The sequence below is a fragment of the Blastopirellula sediminis genome (assembly GCF_020966755.1).
In the GTDB taxonomy this organism is placed as follows: domain Bacteria; phylum Planctomycetota; class Planctomycetia; order Pirellulales; family Pirellulaceae; genus Blastopirellula; species Blastopirellula sediminis.
In genome coordinates this window covers 460134-482123 of the sequence record NZ_JAJKFT010000002.1, presented here as the reverse complement: position 1 = coordinate 482123, position 21990 = coordinate 460134, and the positions used below count along the sequence as shown (strand labels likewise).

Below are 21990 nucleotides of genomic sequence, written 5' to 3'. Positions count from 1 at the left end.
CGGCTTTTGTTTTTTCATCAGCGAGTGATGATGTTACTTTTCGCCGTCGATCGATTGCAGCGCTTGTGCGGCCGCGTCGCGAACCGCCGCGTCGTCATCCTGTAACAGACCTTTTAGGCCTGGCGCCGCTTCTTTCGCGGCGGCTCCCAATTGGCCGAGCAACTCTGCGGCGCCTTTGCGAGCGAGCGGGGCTTTCGCTTTGATCGCCGCCGTCAGCTCCGGCAAGATTTTCTCCGCCGCCGACTTGCCGTCGATCTTCAGCAGCGCCCAAGCGGACAATACGCGAAGCGTCACGTCTTCGCTGCTGGTCATCGCTTTCGTCAGGGCCGGCTCGGCCGTTTTGGCGTCGGGGCCGATTTGGCCGAGGGCCAGCGCCGCATCATGAGGCGTCTGCCCTTCCCCTTCTTCGAGCGCTTTCGTCAAACGCGGCACCGCCTCTTTGGCGGCCGGACCAATCTTGCCGATCGCCAAGATCGCGGCGTTGGCGGTACGCGGATTCTCGTCGTCGATCAGACCGATCAGCGCTGGCACAGCCGGGGCCGCTTTGGCGCCCATTTCGCCGAGAATCGCCGCGACCGGTTGACGGAGTTGCGGATTCTTCAGGGCCGCCGTCAGGTGCGGAATCGCTTCCGGACCAAGGCTGGCCAGCACTTGGATCGCATCGCCGAGAATCGCCGGATCGGCGCCAGGGAGCGTCTTGTGCAGTTCGGCGATCACCAAGTCCGGCTTCGCGTGCAGCGAGATCAGGGCCTGAGCCGACGCAGAGCGAATCCAGCCGTTTTCGCTAGCGACTCCCTTGGCCAACCGCTCGACCACGTCTTTCTGCAACGGTTCGTCCGTCGGATTGGCACGCGCCAAAGCCCAGCGGCTCATCAGGCCGAGGAGCGGATCCGGGCTGTTGACGTTGGCCATGACTCGTTCGCTGGCTTCCGGCGGAATCTTGCCGATCCGACCCAAAGCGAAAGTCGAAGCAAGTTTCAAATGGTCGGCATCCAGGCACTTCGAGATCGCGGGGATTGATTTTTCCGCGGCTTCTGGCATCGCGGCTAGAGCCAAAATCGCTTCGCGCTGCGTTTCGATCGGCGCTTCGGATAGTAGCGCGGTCAGGGCCGGGGCCGCTTCGCTCGCTTCCGGTCCCATCTCACGCAAGATCAAGCAAGCCCAGAAGGCCGCCTTTTCATTCTTCAGCGCTGCGGACAAACCGGGAACAGCCGCTTTGCCGGCGTCGGAAATCGCGTGCATCACCCGCAGGCGAACCGCCGGATCGGAGTCGCTGAGCAAAGTGGCGAACAGACCAATCACTTTTTGGCGATCAGGATGAATCGCTTGCAGCGCGTCGATCGCCTGACGGCGAACGAGCGGATCGGCATCGCCGACCAGTTTGACGAGTTCGTCGACGGCCGGCGCGGCGTCGTGGCCGATCGCTCCCAGGGCATGAGCCGCGTGAGCGCGAATCAGCGGGGACGTCGACATGAGTTGTTTGGTCAGCGGAGCGACGGCGGCGGTATTGCCGGCAACGCCCAACTGGCTAATGGCGGAAATCTGCGTCTCTTCGTCGGTCGACGAGAGCGCTGCGATCGATTGTTCGACCGTTGACGGAGCGCAATAGGCCGTGCCGGCAAACGCCAGCGACGCGGTTATCGCGATCGACGCCAGAAAGCGGGGGAAAGAAATACGCATGGTTGAAATCTCTGGGATGAGGGCGTCGATGAATTACTGCAAACCAACCTGGCAGGTCTGATAGAGTAAGCTCTTCAAGAAGGAGCTCGCTTCGACATACTGCTGCGGCGGAACTTTCTGGATGCCGCTCTTCAACTTGGCGTTCATATCGTCCGCCGTTTGGATAAACGCATTGACGTCCTGGTAACCGAGGTCGCCGTTGGTCGCCTTCTTTTCCAACAGCGAGGTCAATTCCTGACGCTCGGCTTCGAAGGAGGGATATTGCAGCAAGGTCGGCCATTTCACCTGGCCGCTGACGGCGTTGACCTGGTCGGGCGTCAGCGGTTTCGGCGCCGCTTCGCGGGCGAGATAGGCCAGCTGTTCTTCGGATGGGTGAACGCGCTTCGTCGCTTCATAGGCGTCGCGCTGCTCACGCATCTGGAAGTAAGTGTTGGCGTATTGCTGGTGATTGGCGATCTCTTGGCTCTGCGCTTGCGTCGCATAGACGGCGGCTTGAGCGGTTTGCAGGTTGTACGAACCTTGAGCGCTCGTCAGATTCGCCATCCCATTCATCGCTGATTCTTCGGCGGTCGCAGCGTGATAGCCGCCGCCATAGTAAGGATAGCCGTATCCCGGAGGCGGATAGCCGGCCGGCTGCGCCAAGGCGACGCCTGCAAGGAGGAGGACCGGGAGCGAATACCACATCAGTTTCATTTTGCGAACTCTCTAGGATCGAGAAGTGAATCTTGGAGGAGAATGCAAATCGGCGCTCTCCGAAGAGATCGCCGATTTGTGAGTTTTCGATGAGCGCGACGTGATTATTCGCTCAAGGGATCTTCCGAGTTGGAATCGTCCGGCTTCTTCAAGCGAACGAGGAGCCATTGCTCGGTCTTGTCCTTGCCGAAGTGAATCAGAACCGGCGCTTCATCCTTGGTCAGGTTGTAGAGTCCGGTCTCGACGACGTTGTTCGTATTGTCGCCGACGGTGAACGCAACGCGCTGCGTCTTCTTGTCGACCGAACCTTGGATCACTTGCGTCTTGCCGGACGTGGTGTCGGTATAGTTGCCGCGGATGATCCCTTGTTTGTTGACCGCCAATTGGATCGTCACGTCCGAGGTCGTTTCGCCTGACTTCGACAGGGCGAAAACCCCGAGCGGCATCCAATCGCCGTCCGACGAGGCGTCGGCCTGAGCGCCATCTTCGGCGAGCGTACTGGCCGAATCGTAATACTGTTCCGGCGTGCCGACGCTCTGGCCGTTCACGTAAACCGAATCGTTCTGATAGACGACCGTGTTCCCATAATCATAGTAGATCGGCGCGACCGGATAGTAGCCCATCCATGCGTCGACCGAACCCCAAGTGGCGGCTCGCCAGCAATAGCCGGCCGTCCAACCCGCGGCGAACCAGGCGCCAGGATGATTGGTGTACCAGCCAGGACCATAGACGCCCCAATGATTGAAGTTGGTGCGAACGCCGACGGCGCAGCTATACCGATCGGACGGAGAAACGCGGACGAAACCGGCCGCCGCGCCATGAGGCCCGACCACCGCGCCGCGAGCGGCGACTCCGCCGTTGGGACCGCGAACCGCGCCCCCGGCCGCAACATCGCCGCGCGGACCGCGAGCGACCGCTTGACCGCCGGCAGCTCCGCCGGCGCCTTCAAAACCACGTCCCGCGACTGCGCCGCCATTAGGACCAACGGCAGCGCCGCGACCAACCGTATTGTCGCGCGGGCCGGTGACCGTCGTTCCGGCGGCAGCGCCGCCGCGCGGACCATCGACCGACGCGTGGTTGACGTCAAAGTAGTTGCCGTCGTGGCTGTAATGATTCACGTTCGTGCCGAGGCCATGCATTCCGCCGTCGGAAGGAAGCCCCAGGAAGCTGTTCAATTGGCTGCGACTTGGGGCCGCTCCGCCGAACGCGCCGGCGCCGAGACCGCCGCGATCAAGACCAGCGCCGCCGCCAAGGCCGCCGAAATTGCCGCGGTCGAGACCGCCGCCGAGACCTCCAGCGCCCAGACCGCCGGCGCCAAGTCCCCCAGCGCCAAGGCCGCCAAAGTTTCCGCCGTGATCGAGACCACCGCCGCCCAGTCCGCCGAAGTTGCCTCCACCGCCGCCCAGACCGCCGAAGTTGCCTCCGCCGCCACCCAGGCCGCCGAAATCGCCGCCGTGAGGAAGACCGCCTCCTCCGAGGCCGCCAAAGTTACCGCCGTGAGGCATTCCGCCGCCGCCGCCGAAGCCGCCTCCCATTCCACCATGCATGCCGCCGCCGAAGCCGCCGCCACCCATGCTGCCGTGGAATCCGCCGCCGCCGCCGCCAAAGCCGCCGCGCGCCCAACATTGCGTGCTGGCGATTGCGAGCACAAGCCCGCAGGTTACCGTCCAGGAAAGATGACGTTTCATGGCTAATATCCGTTATGCGTTTGAATTGGGGAGGAGAATTACGGCTGCGAGGTTTGACGCTTGATCACCACTTCGCCGGTATCGGGAAGAGGCGTACCGCCGATCGAACGACCGGTCGATTGCCAGACGTACGCGTTGTCGTCCAGTTTGGTCAGCGTGTTGACCGATTCGGTCGGCAGTCCGCCGCCGGTCACGCCGCGCATTTCGGCGACAAAGCCGTTTTTGATCGGAGTCCACAAGCCGACGGCATGACCTCCGTCCGGGCTGAAGTTCCACGATTGAATCCGTCCTTGAATTGGATTCCAACCGATCAGCTGAACGCCGGAAGCTTTCGCTCCGCCGGGGCTCGTCGTCGTGTAACTCCGTTCCACGAAGCTCTTGTTGGCGATCCAGCGGCATTCGGAATCGATTTGCACGCCAAACTCTTCCGCAGACCATTTGCCGATCAGCCACTCGAGGTCAGCGATGTTGCGATGGGCCGAAGGCATCGCGACCCAACGATCGCGAACTGACGCCATCTGCCACTTGCCGTCAATCTTCACATGAATCGCCGAGTAGGCGTTAAAACCTGGGTCGCCGTCGGAGACCGGGGTGACGAGCGTCCGCCCTTCTTCGAGCGCCGCTTCGTCACTCAGCAAGTGAAGCGAATCGATCTTCAGGTCGATTTTCATCCCCGGGTGCTGTTTAAAGTGATCGGCATACGCCGCTTCGATCGCTTTGCGCCCGATGTAGCTGCGGCCCGAGTCGTCGACATACTGACCATGCTCGGTCCACATCGCGGCGACGGCCGCGGCGTCGCCGGCATTAAAGGCGGTCACGAACGCTTTCGACTGTTCGCGAATCGCAGAGAGGTCTTCGTTTTGGTCGGTTTGAGCGACCGGGGCTTCTTTCGCATCCCCTTCGGCGCCGAATACGGTCATCGGCAACAAGAGGGCGGCGAGCAACGCGGCTCGCGTCGCTGTAAAGAGAGTAGTCACGGGTGCAATCCATAATGAGGGGGAATCGCCGCAGTCCTGCGACCAAGAAACCGGCATCCTCCTCCGGCTGTGGGTGACGCTTACGTTAAGTAAAACATAGTTTCGCCTAACTAGCAATTTTGTCGCTTCAGATCAAATTTGCCAGAAAACGCCCGCCTGCGGCGGGAGCGACAAATCGCGATGAGACGGAGAACGCTTGCGGCGGTGGCCGACCAATCTGCACCAAGGGAACATCCGTAACAATCTTCAGGGAGTTTGCTGGAAAAATCTCATTTGGCGCCCGAATCCGACCACGAACCTGCGCGTTTTAAGCTGCGTCCGACCTACGCAAACATCCGGCGTTTTCCATGCGTAATTTCGCCTAGATAGAGCATCTGCCGGTATGATTCTTGCGTTTTCTTTTGGATACTCTCGCTTGGTTGCGAAAAATCAACATTTACCCCACACAGAAACCACCGATGCCGAATTCTTCAGCAGATGATGTGACGCAAGTTTCAGCGGGCGCCGTTACCGCGCAAGCCGACAAGCCGCTTCGCCCCTTTCACCTGGCGGTTCAAGTGCATGACTTGGCCTCAGCACGTCAGTTTTATGGTGAGCTGTTGGGGTGTCCGGAAGGACGAAGCGCCGAGACCTGGGTCGACTTCGACTTCTTCGGTCATCAGTTCGTCTGCCACGTGAACAAGAACAAAAAAGATACGCCGGCCTATAACGAAGTCGACGGACATGGCGTTCCTGTTCCGCACTTTGGCGTCGTACTTGACCTAGAAACTTGGGCGGAACTTGCCGAACGCTTGAAGTCGCTCGGCATCGAGTTTGTGATCGCTCCCTACATCCGCTTTGCCGGCCAACCGGGCGAACAAGGAACGATGTTCTTCTTCGATCCGTCAGGGAATGCGATCGAAATCAAAGGATTTCGCGACCTGGGGAATCTGTTCGCCAAGTAACCGACTTGGCGAGCGACGATTGAAAAAGCGACGACGCCTAAGCCGATTCCAATTGGTAATCGGCGGCGTCGATCAGTCGCGACTGACGGACCCACGTCGTCGTACGGAAGGCGTGCAGAAAGTCTTTAGAAATCGCCTGGCACCCTTCTTCGCAAATCGCATGATAATGCGGATGGGGCAGAATCTGCGAATCTATGAGCTGTCGACCCGCGTATGAGGTGCGGCGGCACGACAGGAAATAGGCGATATACGGCTGCGGCGAGGCTTCATTCCAAGAGAGAGTCCACGCCGGCATCAAATCGTAGGCCGATTCGCGCGAGAGAAGCGCCGGAATATCATCCGCGCCAACCTGAAACATCACGCCGTTGAACCAATCGGAACGATCGCCGGTCGACTGTGCATTCAAAACGCCGAATTGGTCGTGCGCGACGGAGTCGCCGTAGACGCCGCGTCCTTTCGGACTCATCACATATTCGTAGACGCGCCGAGCGCCGAGCACGATCACCGGCTTGGCCGAAGCCAAACATTGTGCGTTGAGCGAGCGTCGCGCCGAGGCCAAATTCATCAGGCTCCCATATCCGATCAGCGGCAATCGTTTGCCGGGCGAATCGAACAAGTCGTCAATCGACCACGGATAGTGGTACTCGATTGCATGCCGCGCCGTGCAGAGAGACGGCATGCTCGCCAGCTTTTGACTTGCAAGCAACGGCAACGGAGCGTGACGAGAACGAAACAAAACGACTGATCCTCGATGACGAAAACGCGAATTCCAGGTTCCGCCTAACTTCGCGGCGTGATTAGCGCCCCGATCCGGCCCAGCGAATCCCTTCCATCATGATGGAGTTGGGACCGCCCGATTTTTCCGGGTGCGGGCTGAAGCAAATAACGCGACCATCTTCATACATCGTACGGATAATCGCGTGCGTTCCAACCATCGCCCCCGCTGGAGCCCCCTTCTCCGCGATTTCGGTCTTGTAGGTCGCCAGCACTTCGTAGCCCGGCAGTTCCGGCGAATTGTGCGGAACGAGCAATGGGCCCTGACCGTAATAAACGTCGAGGTTCGCATTCTTCGACTGCAACACGTCGCAGCCGGCCGGAGTGAGGCAAAGCGAAACTTCGCCGGTACCGCGAGCCCAGTGGGAACGATCCCAAACTTTGGCGTTCACAATCCCCAGCGACCACGAATACTGGGCCGAAGCGAGATAGGCGCCGGCACAGATGCCGACATAGCCCCCTCCTTCGCGAACGAAGTTTTTCACGTTTTCGCAGCCGCTCTCTTCCAGCTTCTTGGCCTGCAGACTGGCCGATCCGCCGGGCATGACCAAGACGTCGAAGTCTTTCAGGACGCCGCCGCGAATATCCTCAGGCGAGACGACGACCGCTTGGAAGCCATTCTCGGACGAAAGGAAACGCTGCAGATTGGTCGGTCCTGAGGTGGGACCGTCAGGAACCGAGTGGCTGTAGATCGCGACGCGAATCAGTTCGCTCGAAGATTCGCTGGCGTCTTTTTCCGCCAAAGCGATGGCTGGCGCCGCCGCCAGCGACAGGGTCAAGCCAACAATCAGGCGAAGCGAAACGATCTGGAGGAAGCGAGAGGTCATAGCGTATTTTTATCCTGAGAGAATCGAAGGGAAGTCGAAGGTTCCGCGCGAAACGTCACTACGGATTGGTCGACGTCGCTTCCGGAGCGAACGCCGGAACTGCAGGCTGCGGAACCGCGAGCGCGGCCTCTTTCGTCTCAACAAATTCTTTTTCCATCGCCTTCATCGCCCGCTTGGCGCTATTTGCGTGATAGCGAGCGACGACAGCCGGCGCGATCTTGCGTTTGGCCCACGACTCTTTCACTTTTTTCGTCTCGGCCAGCAGCGCGTCTTCGGTCGCCCACAGGTCATTCCAGATTCCCGGCAGGGCGTGGGTGAAAACGCCATCTTTGTCCGGGGTCAGGTTCCAGTCGCGAAGCGAGATCGCAATCTCTCCCAACTCTCCGCCCCGCTTGTCTTCCAACTCGTCGGCGACTCCGCCGGCGACCCAGCAAGGAACGGCGATCGAAAACTTGGGGTCTCCCAGGATCGCCCACATCGTGGTCAGCGAGGCGTCTTCGCCAGGCAGCACGCCTTGGAAGACGGCGGCCGAAACGGTGGTCGTCCGGCTGATGGTATTGGTCGTGGCGATCGTTTCCGGAAGCTTCCCTTCCGGCGAATTGACGGTGCCGGGATGGGGACCATCAATCGCCGCCATGTCGCGCGTGCAACGACGAACGACATGTTCCACCGAGAGCTTTGAGCCATCTTCGATCTTCATCAGCGAGCAAGCTCGCAGGTAACGCTCGGCCGAGTAGATTTCGCCTAATTCTTCCGGCGTCGGATTCGCGTCGAGATTCCGTCCAGTCGTTGAGAAGTTGGAGCGAACGACGTAGCCGTTCGGCGCGATTTCGGGATCGTTGGCGTCGAACTTCTTGTACGATTTCGGGCCGGTTTCAAAGAGCGCTGCGCCGCCGGAAGCGTCGATCACGCCGAAGTTGGCGACGGTGCTGCGCCCTGATTGATTCGTTTCTTCGAGCAATTTGACGAAGTCTTCGACGGTGGCGCAGGTTTGCAGCGCTTTTTTCATCAAGCCGCCGTTGCCGGGCCCCTTCCCTTCCCCTTGCACCGAAAGATCTCGGCTGACCGAGTTCTCGATGCAGAAGCCGGCTTCGTTCATCCCCATCCAGATCGCGCCCCGATTGCCGGCGTTGACGATGCCGATCGCTTTGTACTTGCCCTCTTCGAACAGCGCGACTTCGTTATGAATCGACGAAGTCGTGTCGCGGTTCTTCCAAAGAATCGGCCGACCGTCGATGGTCGCTTTGCCGCTGATGACGGCCGTCGTGCAAGCTCGGCTTTCGACGCCGCTCAACAAGCTTGCCGACATCGCCAACAAACCAAGGAGAATCGATGTGGGATGGGCGCAGGTTCGTCGATCCATGTTGGTTCCCAGAAGTTCGTTTGGGGGAAGCGTTCAGACGCATCGGTGGGTAATGGCAATGAGGCGACTGCACTTATTCTGTGCAGGCTCGCCTGCTTTTTATGAAGTATCGCTTTGGCGGAAATCGTCACAATGATTTTATGCGCAGAAAAATGTTCGTTTTTTCCGGCCAGATGGCGAAATCGAAACTCGATGTGTGAAGGAATCATCACCCATGAAAAACGGCTAGTGGCGAAACCCGCACCCATTTTCGGTCCGGGAATTGCTATTCTAAGGCGATGATTGGAACGGCAGGCTGGATCCTCGGGCGGAGGAGGAAGCTTTCAGCCGCTCTCACCAGTTCCCCACGGGCCAAATTTTCAACCGAGTAAGAATTACTCCGCATGATCCAACGACTCTCGGTATACCCTGATCGACTCCGCATCGCGCTCTTGGTTTTGAACGAAAGTCACTGGAGTCGCTCGATTCTCGAAGGGATTTCACGGTTTGCAGCCGAGCACGGCGGCTGGGACTTCTGGCTGAATCCCCGCGGCATGAAGACGCAGGCGCTGATGCCGTCCGACTGGAAGGGAGAAGGGATCATTGCGCGGATTTCCGACGAGCGCGTCCAGGAGTCGCTCGAGTGTCACAAACTCCCCACTGTCAATGTTTCGTGGCACAGCGCACATTCCAATCGCTTTCCCAAGGTGATCGCTGATCCCCAGGGATGCGGTCAATTGGCGGGTAATTTTTTTGTGGAGCGGGGATTTCAGCATTTTGGCTACATCGGTCCGCCCCTCTGTTTCAACTATCGCGACCCGGTGCTGCCGGCGGTCGAGCGGGTGGTGAACCAGGCCGGCTTTTCGGTCTCTGCCTTTTCGCCGGATCCGGCCTCCCCTTCGTCCGACTACGATTATCAACGGGCTCGCCTGGTCGAATGGGTCCGGGCGCTGCCGAAACCGATCGGAATCGTCGCCTTTTCGACGCTGGTCGCCCGGGAAGTGATGCTGACTTGCTCTGCCGAAGGAATCAATGTCCCGAACGACGTCGCCGTGCTGGCCGTCGAGCATGATCCGCTCATTTCGCAGCTTTCGCCGATGCCAATTTCGTATATCCAGCAACGTCCGGAACTGGTCGGATACGAGGCGGCTCGCGAACTTCGCCGGCTGATTGCCGGGGGAACGCCGCGGGAAGAACCGATCTGCATCGCTCCGGAAGGAATCATCGAAAAGCCGTCGACCGATACGATTTTTGCGGCCGATGCGATGGTTCAAGACGCCGTAGCGTTCATCAAACGGAATTCGGACACGGCGATTAACGTCTCGGATCTGACGCGGTACCTGGACGTCTCGCGGCGTTCGCTGGAAGACCGCTTTCGCAAGGCGCTCAACCGAACGCCGGCCGAAGAGATCCGCCATGCGCGGCTGTTGGTGCTGAAAGACTATCTGCGCCAGACGAATCTTTCATTGGCGGAAATCAGCGCGAGATCCGGCTTTAGCTGCGAGAACGCCACCCTTCGCTTCTTCAAACGGATGACCGGAATGACCCCCGGCGAATATCGCCGCAACTACGACCCGGTCAGCGCTTCGCATTCTTAATTTGTAGTCCGCGCGAAGTGATCGTATTGCGCAGACGACTCTCTTTTTTACGTGCGCTCGATAGACAAATGCTTGGTTTTCAAGCATTTCTACACTCTGCGTCGGCTTCGAATTTTATCGTTTCGTTCCGACTACTGCGGACTGAATTGACGTGTGCCGTTCCTCTGGCGCCCAAGAAATGTGCGGACGACCTCGATGAAATAAAAAACTGAGCCGGCCTTGCAAAATTGGTTAATCATTTTGCGTGAACGACCATAGGAGCGGCCGGAATGTGAACGTAACTTAATCTCTGCCAGGCAAGCAAACCGTGACGCTTGGGACCTTTTTTTGTTTTTTATCCATCCATTTATCGAATGCGGAAAAAGGGGAAACGATGACTTCGCGAAATCTCTCGCAGACCGCTGCCGCTCGTCGCGGGTTTACGCTGGTCGAACTGCTGGTCGTGATCGCCATCATCGGCGTGTTGATCGCTCTCCTCTTGCCGGCGGTACAACAAGCCCGCGAAGCGGCCCGACGGATGCAGTGCCGCAACAACCTGAAGCAGATGGGCTTGGCCCTGCACAACTACCACGACATTCATGGGTCGTTTCCGGCCGGATACTATCGTCACAATGACGACTCGAGCGTTTCGGCCTTCAATGGTCCAGGCTGGGGTTGGGGAGCGATGATTCTGCCCCAAATCGAAGAGAACAACCGGTTCGACGGGCTCAGCCCTAACACGCGTCCGGCCTCGGATGACGCGAGCATTCTCACCTATTCGCAGTCGCCGATCAGCGCCTATCGTTGTCCGAGCACCCCGGGCGGCGACCTGAACGAGTCGCTTCCCAGTTCGTCGACCGTGCCGGCGCATGGCCTTTCGACCTACAAAGGGGTCTTCGGCGATCGCAACACGCAAGCGAGCTACAGCTCGACGCTCCCGAATTGCTCCTACTACGCGGGCAGTTGCGTCGATGGCGGCAATGGCGTTTTCTCGCCCAACAGCAAAGTTCGCTTCCGCGATATTACGGACGGCACCACCAACACGGTCATGGTCGGCGAGGTCCCCTACGGTCCGAACGGAACGACCAACAGCTCCGGCTCGTTGATCGACTATCGTGGCGCCGTCTGGATCGGCATCACAGCCAACGGCGCTTCGTCGGCCGGCGTCCGTAGCAACGTCGCGACGATTCAAACCTTCCGCGGAGTCATCGCCAGCGGTTCGACCAGTAAAGAGTACATCATCAACGGCACCAACAGCAACGCGTTCGGTTCGCATCATAGCGGCGGCGCGCAGTTCGTGCTGGCGGACGCCAGCGCTCGTTTCATCGCCGCGACCATCGATCCAGCTTTGGTCAACCGGATTGCGGTCCGCGATGACGGCGAAGTGGTCGGCGAATTCTAAACCGGGGCCGGTACGCAAGAGCATAAGGCGCGTTCAAATCGTTCTCGGCGATCCAAATTGCGGACGCCGAGAGCCGCCCGAGGAGAACTGAGTTTTGCGTCGAAGTAACGTTAGCCGACGCCCGCAAACCTCGCTTGCCAAGAGTCAACCGCATGAAACGATACTTGCCGATCTATCTGGGCGCCTTGTTCGCCATGAGCGGCTGCAACATGTATTCCAGCCAAATCGAAACGATTTCGGTACAGGGAATCGTTCAGCTGGAGGGGAAACCGGTCGAAAACGTCGAAGTTGCGTTTCAATCGGACGAATTGCCGATGGCGTTTGGGATTACCGACGCCGAAGGGAAATATGAGTTGTCGACGCGGCGCTATGGTAAGGGAGCTTCTCCAGGGAACTACACGGCCAAGATCTTTATGACTGACAAAACCTCATTTGGCGGGTCCGGCAAGAAGGTGACGATTCCGAAGATCTACAGCGAAAAAGGAGTCGCCGCCGTGACTGTCGATGCGAAAGAGGGACGGCAATTCGATTTCAATCTGGTCAGCAAGCCGTCGCGCAAAGCTTCCGATTGGTTGGCTCAAGAGAGCGAGCAATAGGCGCTTCACAGCAACGTCGCCGAGCCGCGGTTCGAATTGACGAATCGCGGCCGCGTTGAACTCAGCTTCACGCATTCTTCACGTTTGCCCTTAGGTAATGAGGCTGATTTCGCCTCGAATGGTCGAACGCCTTCTCAGGTTCGACTTCTCTCTTGATTCCCCCCAATAGTCCGAGTGAATGGTGCGGTTGGGAATGTCAGGTAAAATTTGCGGGTTATTACCGCCAGCCTATTGCTTGCTTAAGAGGGGTTTTATATGATCAGTTCTATATGACACCCCCCAGACGTACCCTTTTTTGCCGAGGAAGCTTTCATGTTTCCCGCAGTGGTAAACGTCGTTGATTCTCAGGTTCGCGGAGCCATCTCTCCCGGCACACGGTCACGATCCCGCTTCTTGACCCACTTTGATCCGCAGCGTCAGCGCGCCGGATGAAGTTGCTTGCGATTGAGTCACCTGGTTTGTCCTCCCCGAGTCAAAATTGGAAGCGAAGTCAGATGCGAAGGTCACCCCGAAACCGACGTTGGATGGAAACGGTTTCCGAAGTTCGATACGAGCAGCTCGAACAGCGGGCCATGTTCGCCGTGGCGCAGCTTGGCGAAGACGCGACCGAGCTGGGACCGGCCGGCTCCAGCACGTTGATCACGGGGCAAATCCTCAGCGAGAACAACGAGCCGCTCGCAGGCGTACCGGTCGAGTTGGCTGGTCGCATGACGGTGACCGACTCGCAAGGCTTTTTCACCATCGAGTTGCCCTGGAGCGCCTTACCCACCGACTCTTTCAATATTCCCGTTCCGGCAGGCGATCCCTACTTTGATCCGTATAACACGGGAACCGTCACCATACCGATGCAGCGCGCTCGGTACGATGGGACGACCGGCGATAGCGTGGCCAATCCGCTGCAACATCAAAACCTGATCACCAGCTTCCTCGACGCGAGCATGGTCTATGGGAGCGATGCTGATCGCGCCGCGGCGCTGCGCACGTTTGTGGACGGCAAGCTGAAGACGAGCGACGGCGAACTGCTGCCGCTCAACAATCTGGCGACGTTCCCGGACGGCATGCTCGACAATGACAACGCGGGTCCGTACGACGCAGCGAGCTTGTTCGTCGGCGGCGACGTGCGGGCCAACGAAAACGTCGCTCTCACGTCGCTTCACACGCTGCTGGTGCGCGAGCACAATCGCCTGGCCGACGAAATCAAAACGGCGAGTCCTTCGCTGACCGATGAAGAGATCTACCAGCAAGCGCGCCGCCTGGTTGGCGGGATCGTGCAGCAGATTACCTATTACGAATATCTGCCGATCATGCTTGGTACGAACGCTTTGCCGACGTATTCCGGCTACGATGACGCGGTAGATCCCGCCGTGAGCGCAATATTCTCCAGCGCCGCTTACCGCGTTGGACACACGCAGTTGTTCAGTGAGATCCAGCGTCTGGACGAGAACCTCGATTCATTACCTGGCGGATCGCTAGAGCTGAAGTTTGCGTTCTTCAATCCACAAGCGGTTGCCGATGACGGTATCGAACCCTATTTGCGAGGTTTGTTCCAGAGCCAATCAGAAGAGATCGACGCTTTCGTGATCGACGACGTGCGGAACTTCCTGTTCGGCCCGCCCGGCGCCGGCGGACTCGACCTGCCCGCAATTAATATTCAGCGCGGTCGCGATTTTGGCTTGCCCAGCTATAACCAGGCGCGGCTTGATTTCGGTCTCCCGGCCGTCACCTCGTTCAGCGAGATTACGTCCGATCCTGTCGTCGCGATGCGTTTGGAAGCGGCTTATGGTGACGTCGACTTGATCGACGTATGGGTCGGCGGCATCGCCGAAGATCACGTCGCCGGCGCCCAAGTTGGTCCTCTCTTCCAGAAGATCATCGCCGACCAGTTTGAACGCTCTCGGGACGGCGACCGCTTTTACTTTGAAAACGGTCAGTTTACCGCCGCTGAATTGGCGCTAATCCAAGGGACCACGCTGACGTCGTTGATCGAGCGAAACACGTCGATCACCGGAATGAACTCCAACGCATTTTTGCTGAGCGGAGCCGGGACGTCGCCGACCGCCAATCCTACGTTGGCGACGATCGTTTCGACCGACTACCGAACTGCGGACGGCTCCGGTAACAATTTGCTTGATCCGAGCGCCGGGGCGACGAATGACAATCTCGCGCTAAACTTCACCGTCTCCTACGGCGACGGTTACTTTACGCCGGCCGGCGCCGATCGTCCCGGCACGCGCGAGATCAGCAATACCGTCATGGCCCAGTCGGCGTCGGTTCCAAACTCCGGGGGAACGAGCGGCTTCTTCGTCTTCTGGGGACAGTTGCTTGATCACGACCTCGATTTGACCCCCGGCGGCGTCAGCAACGATCTGAACATCGACGGCTCCGCTTACGTCGACCCGGTGACCAACGTCACCTACGAGTACACCTCCGGCAAGGTGAACGTTTTGCTGGGGCACGAGGTTTACTCCGGCGCCGAAAACGTCATTCTCCCTGCGATCCAACTTGCGCAGGACGAATCGGAATCGGGGCACGTATTCGCCCACTTCTCGGGCGATATCAAGTTTCCGGGACTGCCGCAGACGTTCGACATTTCCGTTTCGGCCAGCGACTTCAGCATGGCTGAAGGTGGGATCAAGATCGGCTGGAAGGTGATCGCGACTGGAGGGAGTTCGCTCGATCCAGCGGCGGTTTTGATTTTTAATTCACAGGGACAGCTCGTTCCGCGGAGCATCGTCTGGCAAAATACGCCCAGCGACGGCAACTCCAGCTTCGTCATGGCCAACCTGACTCCCGGCGATTATCACATCGTCGTCACCGGCCAGAATGGAACGACCGGCAGCTTCATTTTGCAGGCCTTGCTCACTGGAGATTCGGAAGGGGGCGGTACGGTCAGTGTTCTGAATGTCGTCAGAGCCTTGGAGCACGCGATTGCGTCCAGCATCTCCGGTAGCGCCAGCAACTACTTACTTTCGCGATTCGATGTCGATCTCGACGGTTTTCTGACCGAATCGGACATCGAATATATGGCCGGTAACCTTTGGAGCGGCACCACGCTGCAGCCGATCTACTTGTCGGCGCAATTGGATCCCGCCTCCGATACCGGCATTCTCGGCGATGGAATCACTTCGACCGCGATGGTGCATCTGTGCGGCGTCGCCACGCCGGGTGCGCTGGTCACCGTTGACGTCAACGGTGACGGCGTGATCGACGGGCAAATGATCGCCGGCATGTACGAAAATGGGGCGAGCTACGGCTTCGACGTGACGCTGACCGAAGGAGCGAATCACGTCATCGTGACCGCGACCGACGAGTTCGGTCAGACGCTCACCCGCAAGCTGACATTGACGCTAGATACGATCGCGCCGCACGTCGTCGCAACCGGGCCGAGCTCCGACGGCCTGGTCGTTAGCGCCAACACCAGCAACTTCACCCTTCAGGTGCAGCTGAACGAATTCGCGCCGCTCTCCGATATCCTGGCGGCGATGACCGTCATCGGGAATATCTCCGGCATCGTCACGCCGCTCAATCCGCGCTGGAATAATTTGACGCGGATCTTCAGCTTCGATCTGAGCGGGTCGCTGCCGGATACCAGCTTCTCGGTCGTGTTCGGCAGCGCCTTCACCGATCCTGCCGGCAACCCATTCACGGCGTACAGCTTCTCGTTCCAACGGGCGGTCGTCTCCGGCAACTCGCAGTTCTCGCAAGTGTTGGCGGCCGGAATCGAATACTTCGAGATGGTCGGCAGCTCGGTCTACTTCAGCAGCGAGTATGTCGACGAGGTCCTCTCGTTGATCGACTTGCTCGAAGGAGAATCAACCGATTCGGAGAACCTGGCCGACGAGGATGTCGACCAGGTGTTTGCGGAAGATACCAGCATGGAAGAAATCGTCTAGCCGCAGCGGTTAACGCTTCGGCTTCGCTTTTACCTTCCAGTTATCGGAATCGACGCGGGCCGAATCGAGATAAGCGGCGAACTGTTTCACCAGCTCGGGACGCTCGGCGGCCAGATTACGCTCTTCGCCGATATCCTGGGTGAGATCGTAAATCTCGATCGGCTTTCCGACTCCGGTGCGTACCGCTTTCCAGTCGCCGATCCGCGCCCCTTGCGAGAAGCCGCCTTCGTGGAACTCCCAGTAAAGGGGCGGGTGTTCGACGACGCGGTTCTCGACCATCGCCGGCAAGAAGGAGATCCCGTCGGTTTCGACTTTCAGCTTCTGCTGGGTGAGATCGGCCAAGGTCGGCATCATGTCCCAGAACGACCAGATTTGCTCGCTGACGACGCCGGCCGGAATGTGACCGGGCCAACGTGCGATGCTGGGCGAGCGAATTCCCCCTTCGTACATCGAACGCTTGCGACCTTTCAGCGGGCCCGAGTGATCAAATCGCTTGAAGTTATGCGCCGCTCCGTTATCGCTGGCGAAGAAGACGAGCGTGTTGTCGTCGAGCTTCAACTCTTTCAAGAGGCTCATCAAGCGGCCGACATCCTTGTCCATCCGGGTGATCATCGCCGCCACCTTTTTCTCGGGATCGCTCCACTCTTTGTCTTCGTACTCACCCAGCTCTGGCACTTGCAGCTTCGAGTGAGGAATGGTGAACGCGACGTACAGAAAGAAGGGCTCTTCCTGATGCTGCTTGACGAACTGCAACATCTCGTCCGCCATCAGGTCGTGCGAGTACTCTTTGCCGAGTAGCATCACCTTGTCGTCGTTCCGCCACAGGTATTCTGGGTAGTATTCATGCGCCTGGCGCTGGCAGTTGTATCCATAGAAATAGTCGAAGCCCATTTTGTTGGGCGTACTTTCCGACCCGGGATAGCCAAGACCCCATTTGCCGATCAGTCCGGTGGCGTAGCCGGCCTGCTTCATCAGTTGGGCGATCGTAAAGGTGTCGCCGGGCATCGGGGTTTGCCCTTCGCCGGGGAGTTCCTTATTGCCCCGAATCGCACTATGCCCGGTATGCAGACCGGTCATCAGCGAGCAGCGAGCCGGAGCGCAGACGGTCGAACCGGCATACGCCTGGGTGAATCGCATCCCCTCGGCAGCCAGCTGATCAATGTGCGGCGTCTTGATCAGCTTTTGACCGAAGCAGCCTAGATCGCCGTAGCCGAGATCGTCCGCCAACAGAAAGATCACGTTCGGCCGGTCGGGGGTTTTCTCCGCGGCGTTGCAGATTTTCAGCCCAAGCGGCGCGATTACAGACAAAGTCGCCGCAATCAGCAGCGCACGACGGTCGATTCTAAGAGCAGCAATCAAAACGTTATCCCTCGTCAGAAGTCGAAGTTCAGGCCGCGTTTCTTCTTCGCGACCAACTCTATTGTAGGTTAGATGCGCAAGGCTCGGAAATTGTTGGGAGAATTGGGGAAAGTCGGACAAAGAATGACGTGTTGAATACGCTCCCCATGGTTGGTGCGACGTTGACCATCCAAACCATGAGACAGAAAAAAGCCGCCGGCGCGAGCGCCAGCGGCTTTTCGTTCGTCAGATTTGCAGGTCAGAAACTACGGCTTGTCCGCAATCTTCAGACTTTCCAGGTACGACACGATATCGGCGAAGTCCTGCAGCTGCATTCCTTCCTGAATGCCGTTCGGCATCGACGACAGCGGGCTGCGCTTGAAGTCTTCGATGTCGTCATCGGCGATGCGAATCGTCTTGCCGTCGGCGGTCATCAGTTCGACCGCTTCGGGGCTTTCCAGTTTCAAGACGCCGGTGACGACCGTGCCGTCGACCGTCATCACGACGCCGGTGTCGTAACCGTTGGCGATACGCAGCGACGGTTCGAGGATCGACCGGATCAGCTCTTCCCGCGGATACTTCGAGCCAATTCCGACCAGGTCAGGACCAACCTTACCGCCGACGCCGTTGACGGCGTGACACTTCACGCAGGCAGCGCCTTGGGTGTTCTCAAAGAACTTCTTGCCGCGAGTCACGTCGCCGGAGTTCTTGCCGGCGAAGTCGCGGAACGAGGCGATGTCGAGCTTCTCGGGAACATCCTGGTAAAGGAACGCCAGCTTCTTGTCGCGCTGGCCGATCGCCACCGAGAAGTCCCACGGTCCGCCGTCGTTGCCGCAGCGGAGCCAGAGATGATTGACGCCGGCGTTGAACTCAACGCTGATCGTATCGCGATCCTTCGACCAGCCGCTGTTGCGATTGAAGTCGTAGACTTGCTTGCCGTTGACCCAGATCATCAACTGGTCGTCACTGCCGATTTGCAGCGTCGCCAGGCCGGCTTCGTCGCGTTCGACCGGGGCATAGGCGTAACACCAAACTCCTTCGCGCGGTCCTTTGAGATAGTTGGCCGGCGAAACGCGGCCATCCTTGTCCTGGGTTTCGATCTTTTGCCACGCAACGCTGCGCGTGCCGACGTGGAATGATTCTCCCAGGTCAGGCGCCCCCGCAAAGTTGAAGCCCGGCGGCTCGCTGTTGTCCCCTTCTTTCGGGAACGAGCCGATCAGATCCCACTTCAGGATCGGCGCTGGCTTTTCGAAGACGCCCTGCAGTGGACGACGGGCATTGTTGGCCAGTTCGCCGGTCGTGTTGAGGGCGACGATATCGTCTCGGATCGAGTCGCGAATCGCGAGCAGGGCGTTCATCGTCGCGGTGCGCAGCTCTTGATTCGCGCTGGTGACGCCGCGAATGTAATGCGGCAGAGCCCGGCGATCAGGCACAGCGGCCAGCGCCATCTGCGCTTCAAACTGAACTTCCGGATCATCCGCCGCGGTCAACATCGCGGGAACCGCCTCGGCTGACTGAAGGGACGAGAGGGTTTTGAGGGCCGCTTTACGGACATCAGCGTTCTCATCCTTCAGCGTCGGCAAAATCGCCGCGACTGCGTCCGCCCCTTGAATGTGGCCGAGCGCCTTGATCGCCGAGGCGCGAATCGCCGGCGTTCCGTCCGCCAGCAGCTTGCGAACCGGATCAACCGACTTGGCGTTCTTGAGGGTGCTCAATGTTTCCAAGGCGACGATTTTCAGTTCGGGAGTTCCGCCGCTGGAAGCGGTAATTGCCAACAACTGGTCGATGGCGGTGTCGGAACCGAGAATCGCCAGGCCCCGAATCGCTTCGCGGCGAGTGGCGTCGGCCAGTTTGTCATTGCCGGCGATTGACGCGAAAAGTTCGGCCGACGCGCGGTCTTTCAGCTGGGCGAGCGCCATGATCGCAGCGGTCGACTCATCGGCCGATTTGCCGCTCGCGGCGATCTGACGGAGGAGTTCGATGCATTGTTCGTCTTGAACGTCTTGCAGCGCTTCGATCGCGGCCAGGCGAACCTCGCTAACCTGCGACGCGTTCAGCACGTCGCGGAAAGTCGCAGCGACCGGTTCGGTCCCCGACCAGGCGATATTCTTGCTGCGGGCCGGTTTGCCGCGGGCAGGCTGCGTTCCCCACCATCCTTTTTCATACGGTTGGGACTGCTTATAGACTTCTTTCAAAGCGGCGACCGCTTTGGCTTGTTCGGCAGAATTCGAACCGGTGAGAGCAAACTGCCGCAGCGTTTCGATCGCGTCGAGATCATAGACGCCGGTCAGGGTGACCAGCGCGGTCGCGGCGGTCTTGTCGTCTTTCAAGTATTCCGGGGCGTCTTGCCAATTGTTGACCAGACGCAAGGCCTGCATCGTCACGTGGCGGACGGTCGGATCTTCGTCCGCGAGGGCCGGCCAGAGGAGCTTCGCTAGATCGCGATTTCCTTGCGTCGGCCAGATGTAATTCTTGTCGTCTTCCCGAGCCCGAATGACGCCAGACTCGATGCTGTCGACGTTCCGCCACTTTTTCTCCGCCAGCACATCGCCGATTCGGCCGAGGGCGACGGCACACTGCAAGCGAACGGTCGCATCGCCGTCATTTTGCAGATGCTGGGCGAGCGCCTGGGTTGCCTGCTGCGTACGATGCAGGCCCAGGGCGCGGGCCGCTTGAGCCCGAACGTCGCCGTTGGCGTCGTTCAGTGCGGATATCCAAACGGGGGTTGAATCGACTTTGTCGGCGGCTGGGATCGCGTCGCTTTCGCTGTGTACCGAACCGGCCCAGATGGCGTGGATCTTGGCGAGCGGAGCGGCGCTGGCGTCGGTGATCAACTTGTTCGCCCGACGAACAGCGTCGGCCGAGCGGGCGATGGCGAATTCGGCCCGCATCCGTTCGGCGTGCGACGGATGAGCGAGCGAACCGATCCACTGGGCGGTGGTAGCGCCTTGCAGCGGAGCGTGAGCCGGTTCTTTGGAGACCGCCGGTTTGTCGCCGGTGTAGGTGACGCGGTAGAGTCGTCCTTTGACGGCGGCGTTGACCCAGCCGTTGTAGTTCCAGTCGGCGACGTACATATGCTTGCCGTTGGGGCTAAAGCAGAGGTCTTGCGGACGGAACGGTTCGCCGGTTTCGTCCGGAACGAGGAAGTCTTCCATCTGCGCCGTGAAGGTGGCGCCGTCGCGGGTCAGACGGAAGAGCTGCACCTTTTGTTTTCCCCATTCGCACATGAACGGCACGTCGACCAGATCGGCAGGCCACGCCGCTTCGCGATAGGCGTCGGCGCCGACCGGCGAACCTCCCCCATGTTCCGAGATGCGGGGGAGATGACGTTCCGGATGGGGATGGTAGTCGTACGGATAGCCAAAGTAGCCAGTCGGGACATGATGCGTGAAGCGGGTCCACCAGCCGACGCCGTCGTCGGTGTTGTCGTAGGTGAACATGTTGTCGAGCGAGTCCATCGCCACGTCCAAGTGGTTACGCGTGCCGGAAGAGACGATCTCCAGTTCCGTACCGTCCAGCTTCATCCGGACGATGCCGCCCCCTTCCAAGGTGACCGTCGAACCATCGGCGCCAACCGCTTTGGGAACCCCTTTGTCGCCGATGCTGATATAGACGCGACCATCCATTCCAAGGTGGGTGCCGGTCACGATGTGGTCGTTGAAGCCATAGACGCCGGCCGGAGGACCGAAGCCGTCGGCGAGCTCTATTCGCTCGTCGGCGACGCCGTCGCCGTTGGTATCGCGAAACATCGTGTAGTGAGGCGCGTGCAGCACATAGAGAGCGCCGTCATGCCAGATCATGCCGAAGACGGCCGCCAGATCTTCGCAGAAGACGGTCTTGCGGACCGGGTTGCCGTCGGCGTCCATCTCAAAGCGGACGATTTGATCGAACTCTTTGGTGGCTGGACCACGCATATCCATCGGATCGAGCCCGACGAACAAATTTCCTTTTTCATCGCAGGTTACGACCGACGGATGTTCGATTTCGGGGACCTGAGAAAGGAGTTTTACCTCGAAGTTGGGGAGGAGGCATCTCTGAGCATTCGCAGTCGATGCGAGACCCATTCCGATTAGCGCAAAGGCGCTCAGCAGGCAGGTAAGATGTTTCATTTTATGGGGCGTTTGGTGGGTGTTAGTGCGGAAAAAATCACAAGGCGGGAACTCGGTTGGCCTTACAGTAGCTTCCGCTATCGGGGATTTCAAGTGTCGCAAGCGTGTGGTCCAAGGGGCTCGATCTGGCCCTGGGGATCAGCCAGCGGA

14 protein-coding genes are annotated in these 21990 nt (G+C 59.2%); 5 read left to right on the top strand and 9 right to left on the bottom strand.

The window, feature by feature from the left end; all coding sequences use genetic code 11:
* Positions 1-33 precede the first annotated feature (33 nt).
* The 4 genes from LOC68_RS02395 to LOC68_RS02380 form a co-directional block, all read right to left on the bottom strand.
* Positions 34-1680 (bottom strand): HEAT repeat domain-containing protein, encoded by a 1647-nt coding sequence (locus tag LOC68_RS02395; protein WP_230215264.1) that lies wholly within the window; start codon positions 1678-1680, stop codon positions 34-36.
* A 33-nt stretch (positions 1681-1713) separates the two neighbouring features.
* Positions 1714-2373 carry a hypothetical protein gene (locus LOC68_RS02390; protein WP_230215262.1) on the bottom strand — a complete coding sequence of 220 codons (660 nt, stop codon included), beginning with the start codon at positions 2371-2373 and terminating at the stop codon, positions 1714-1716.
* Positions 2374-2477: 104 nt separating this feature from the next.
* Complete coding sequence (locus LOC68_RS02385; protein WP_230215253.1) at positions 2478-4061, bottom strand: protocadherin; 1584 nt, start codon at positions 4059-4061, stop codon at positions 2478-2480.
* Positions 4062-4099: 38 nt separating this feature from the next.
* The gene (locus LOC68_RS02380; protein ID WP_230215250.1) at positions 4100-5038 is read right to left on the bottom strand and encodes a YybH family protein; all 939 of its coding nucleotides are present in this window, start codon (positions 5036-5038) and stop codon (positions 4100-4102) included.
* Positions 5039-5496: 458 nt separating this feature from the next.
* Here LOC68_RS02380 and LOC68_RS02375 point away from each other — a divergent pair, with 458 nt between their 5' ends.
* Positions 5497-5982 carry a VOC family protein gene (locus tag LOC68_RS02375; protein ID WP_230215248.1) on the top strand — a complete coding sequence of 162 codons (486 nt, stop codon included), beginning with the start codon at positions 5497-5499 and terminating at the stop codon, positions 5980-5982.
* 37 nt (positions 5983-6019) lie between these two features.
* Here LOC68_RS02375 and LOC68_RS02370 read toward each other — a convergent pair whose 3' ends face one another.
* From LOC68_RS02370 to LOC68_RS02360, 3 genes are all read right to left on the bottom strand, one after another.
* Entirely contained in the window at positions 6020-6718 is a 699-nt protein-coding gene (locus LOC68_RS02370) for a hypothetical protein (RefSeq protein ID WP_230215246.1), read from the bottom strand.
* Positions 6719-6779: 61 nt separating this feature from the next.
* Complete coding sequence (locus LOC68_RS02365; protein ID WP_230215244.1) at positions 6780-7583, bottom strand: BPL-N domain-containing protein; 804 nt, start codon at positions 7581-7583, stop codon at positions 6780-6782.
* 58 nt (positions 7584-7641) lie between these two features.
* Positions 7642-8946 (bottom strand): carcinine hydrolase/isopenicillin-N N-acyltransferase family protein, encoded by a 1305-nt coding sequence (locus LOC68_RS02360; RefSeq protein ID WP_230215242.1) that lies wholly within the window; start codon positions 8944-8946, stop codon positions 7642-7644.
* Between the two features lie 383 nt (positions 8947-9329).
* On the opposite strand from LOC68_RS02360, the gene LOC68_RS02355 reads away from it, so the two are divergent.
* The 4 genes from LOC68_RS02355 (at position 9330) to LOC68_RS02340 (ending at position 16393) form a co-directional block, all read left to right on the top strand.
* Positions 9330-10523, top strand: coding sequence for an AraC family transcriptional regulator (locus tag LOC68_RS02355; protein WP_230215233.1), 1194 nt, complete (start codon positions 9330-9332; stop codon positions 10521-10523).
* A 373-nt stretch (positions 10524-10896) separates the two neighbouring features.
* Entirely contained in the window at positions 10897-11904 is a 1008-nt protein-coding gene (locus LOC68_RS02350) for a DUF1559 domain-containing protein (RefSeq protein ID WP_230215231.1), read from the top strand.
* 152 nt (positions 11905-12056) lie between these two features.
* The gene (locus tag LOC68_RS02345) at positions 12057-12500 is read left to right on the top strand and encodes a hypothetical protein (RefSeq protein WP_230215230.1); all 444 of its coding nucleotides are present in this window, start codon (positions 12057-12059) and stop codon (positions 12498-12500) included.
* Between the two features lie 524 nt (positions 12501-13024).
* Positions 13025-16393: a peroxidase family protein gene (locus tag LOC68_RS02340; protein ID WP_230215228.1), complete on the top strand. Its 3369-nt coding sequence runs from the start codon at positions 13025-13027 to the stop codon at positions 16391-16393.
* Positions 16394-16402: 9 nt separating this feature from the next.
* Here LOC68_RS02340 and LOC68_RS02335 read toward each other — a convergent pair whose 3' ends face one another.
* Positions 16403-17752: an arylsulfatase gene (locus LOC68_RS02335; RefSeq protein ID WP_230215226.1), complete on the bottom strand. Its 1350-nt coding sequence runs from the start codon at positions 17750-17752 to the stop codon at positions 16403-16405.
* A 245-nt stretch (positions 17753-17997) separates the two neighbouring features.
* Positions 17998-21840, bottom strand: coding sequence for a PVC-type heme-binding CxxCH protein (locus LOC68_RS02330; protein ID WP_230215224.1), 3843 nt, complete (start codon positions 21838-21840; stop codon positions 17998-18000).
* Positions 21841-21990: the final 150 nt, after the last annotated feature.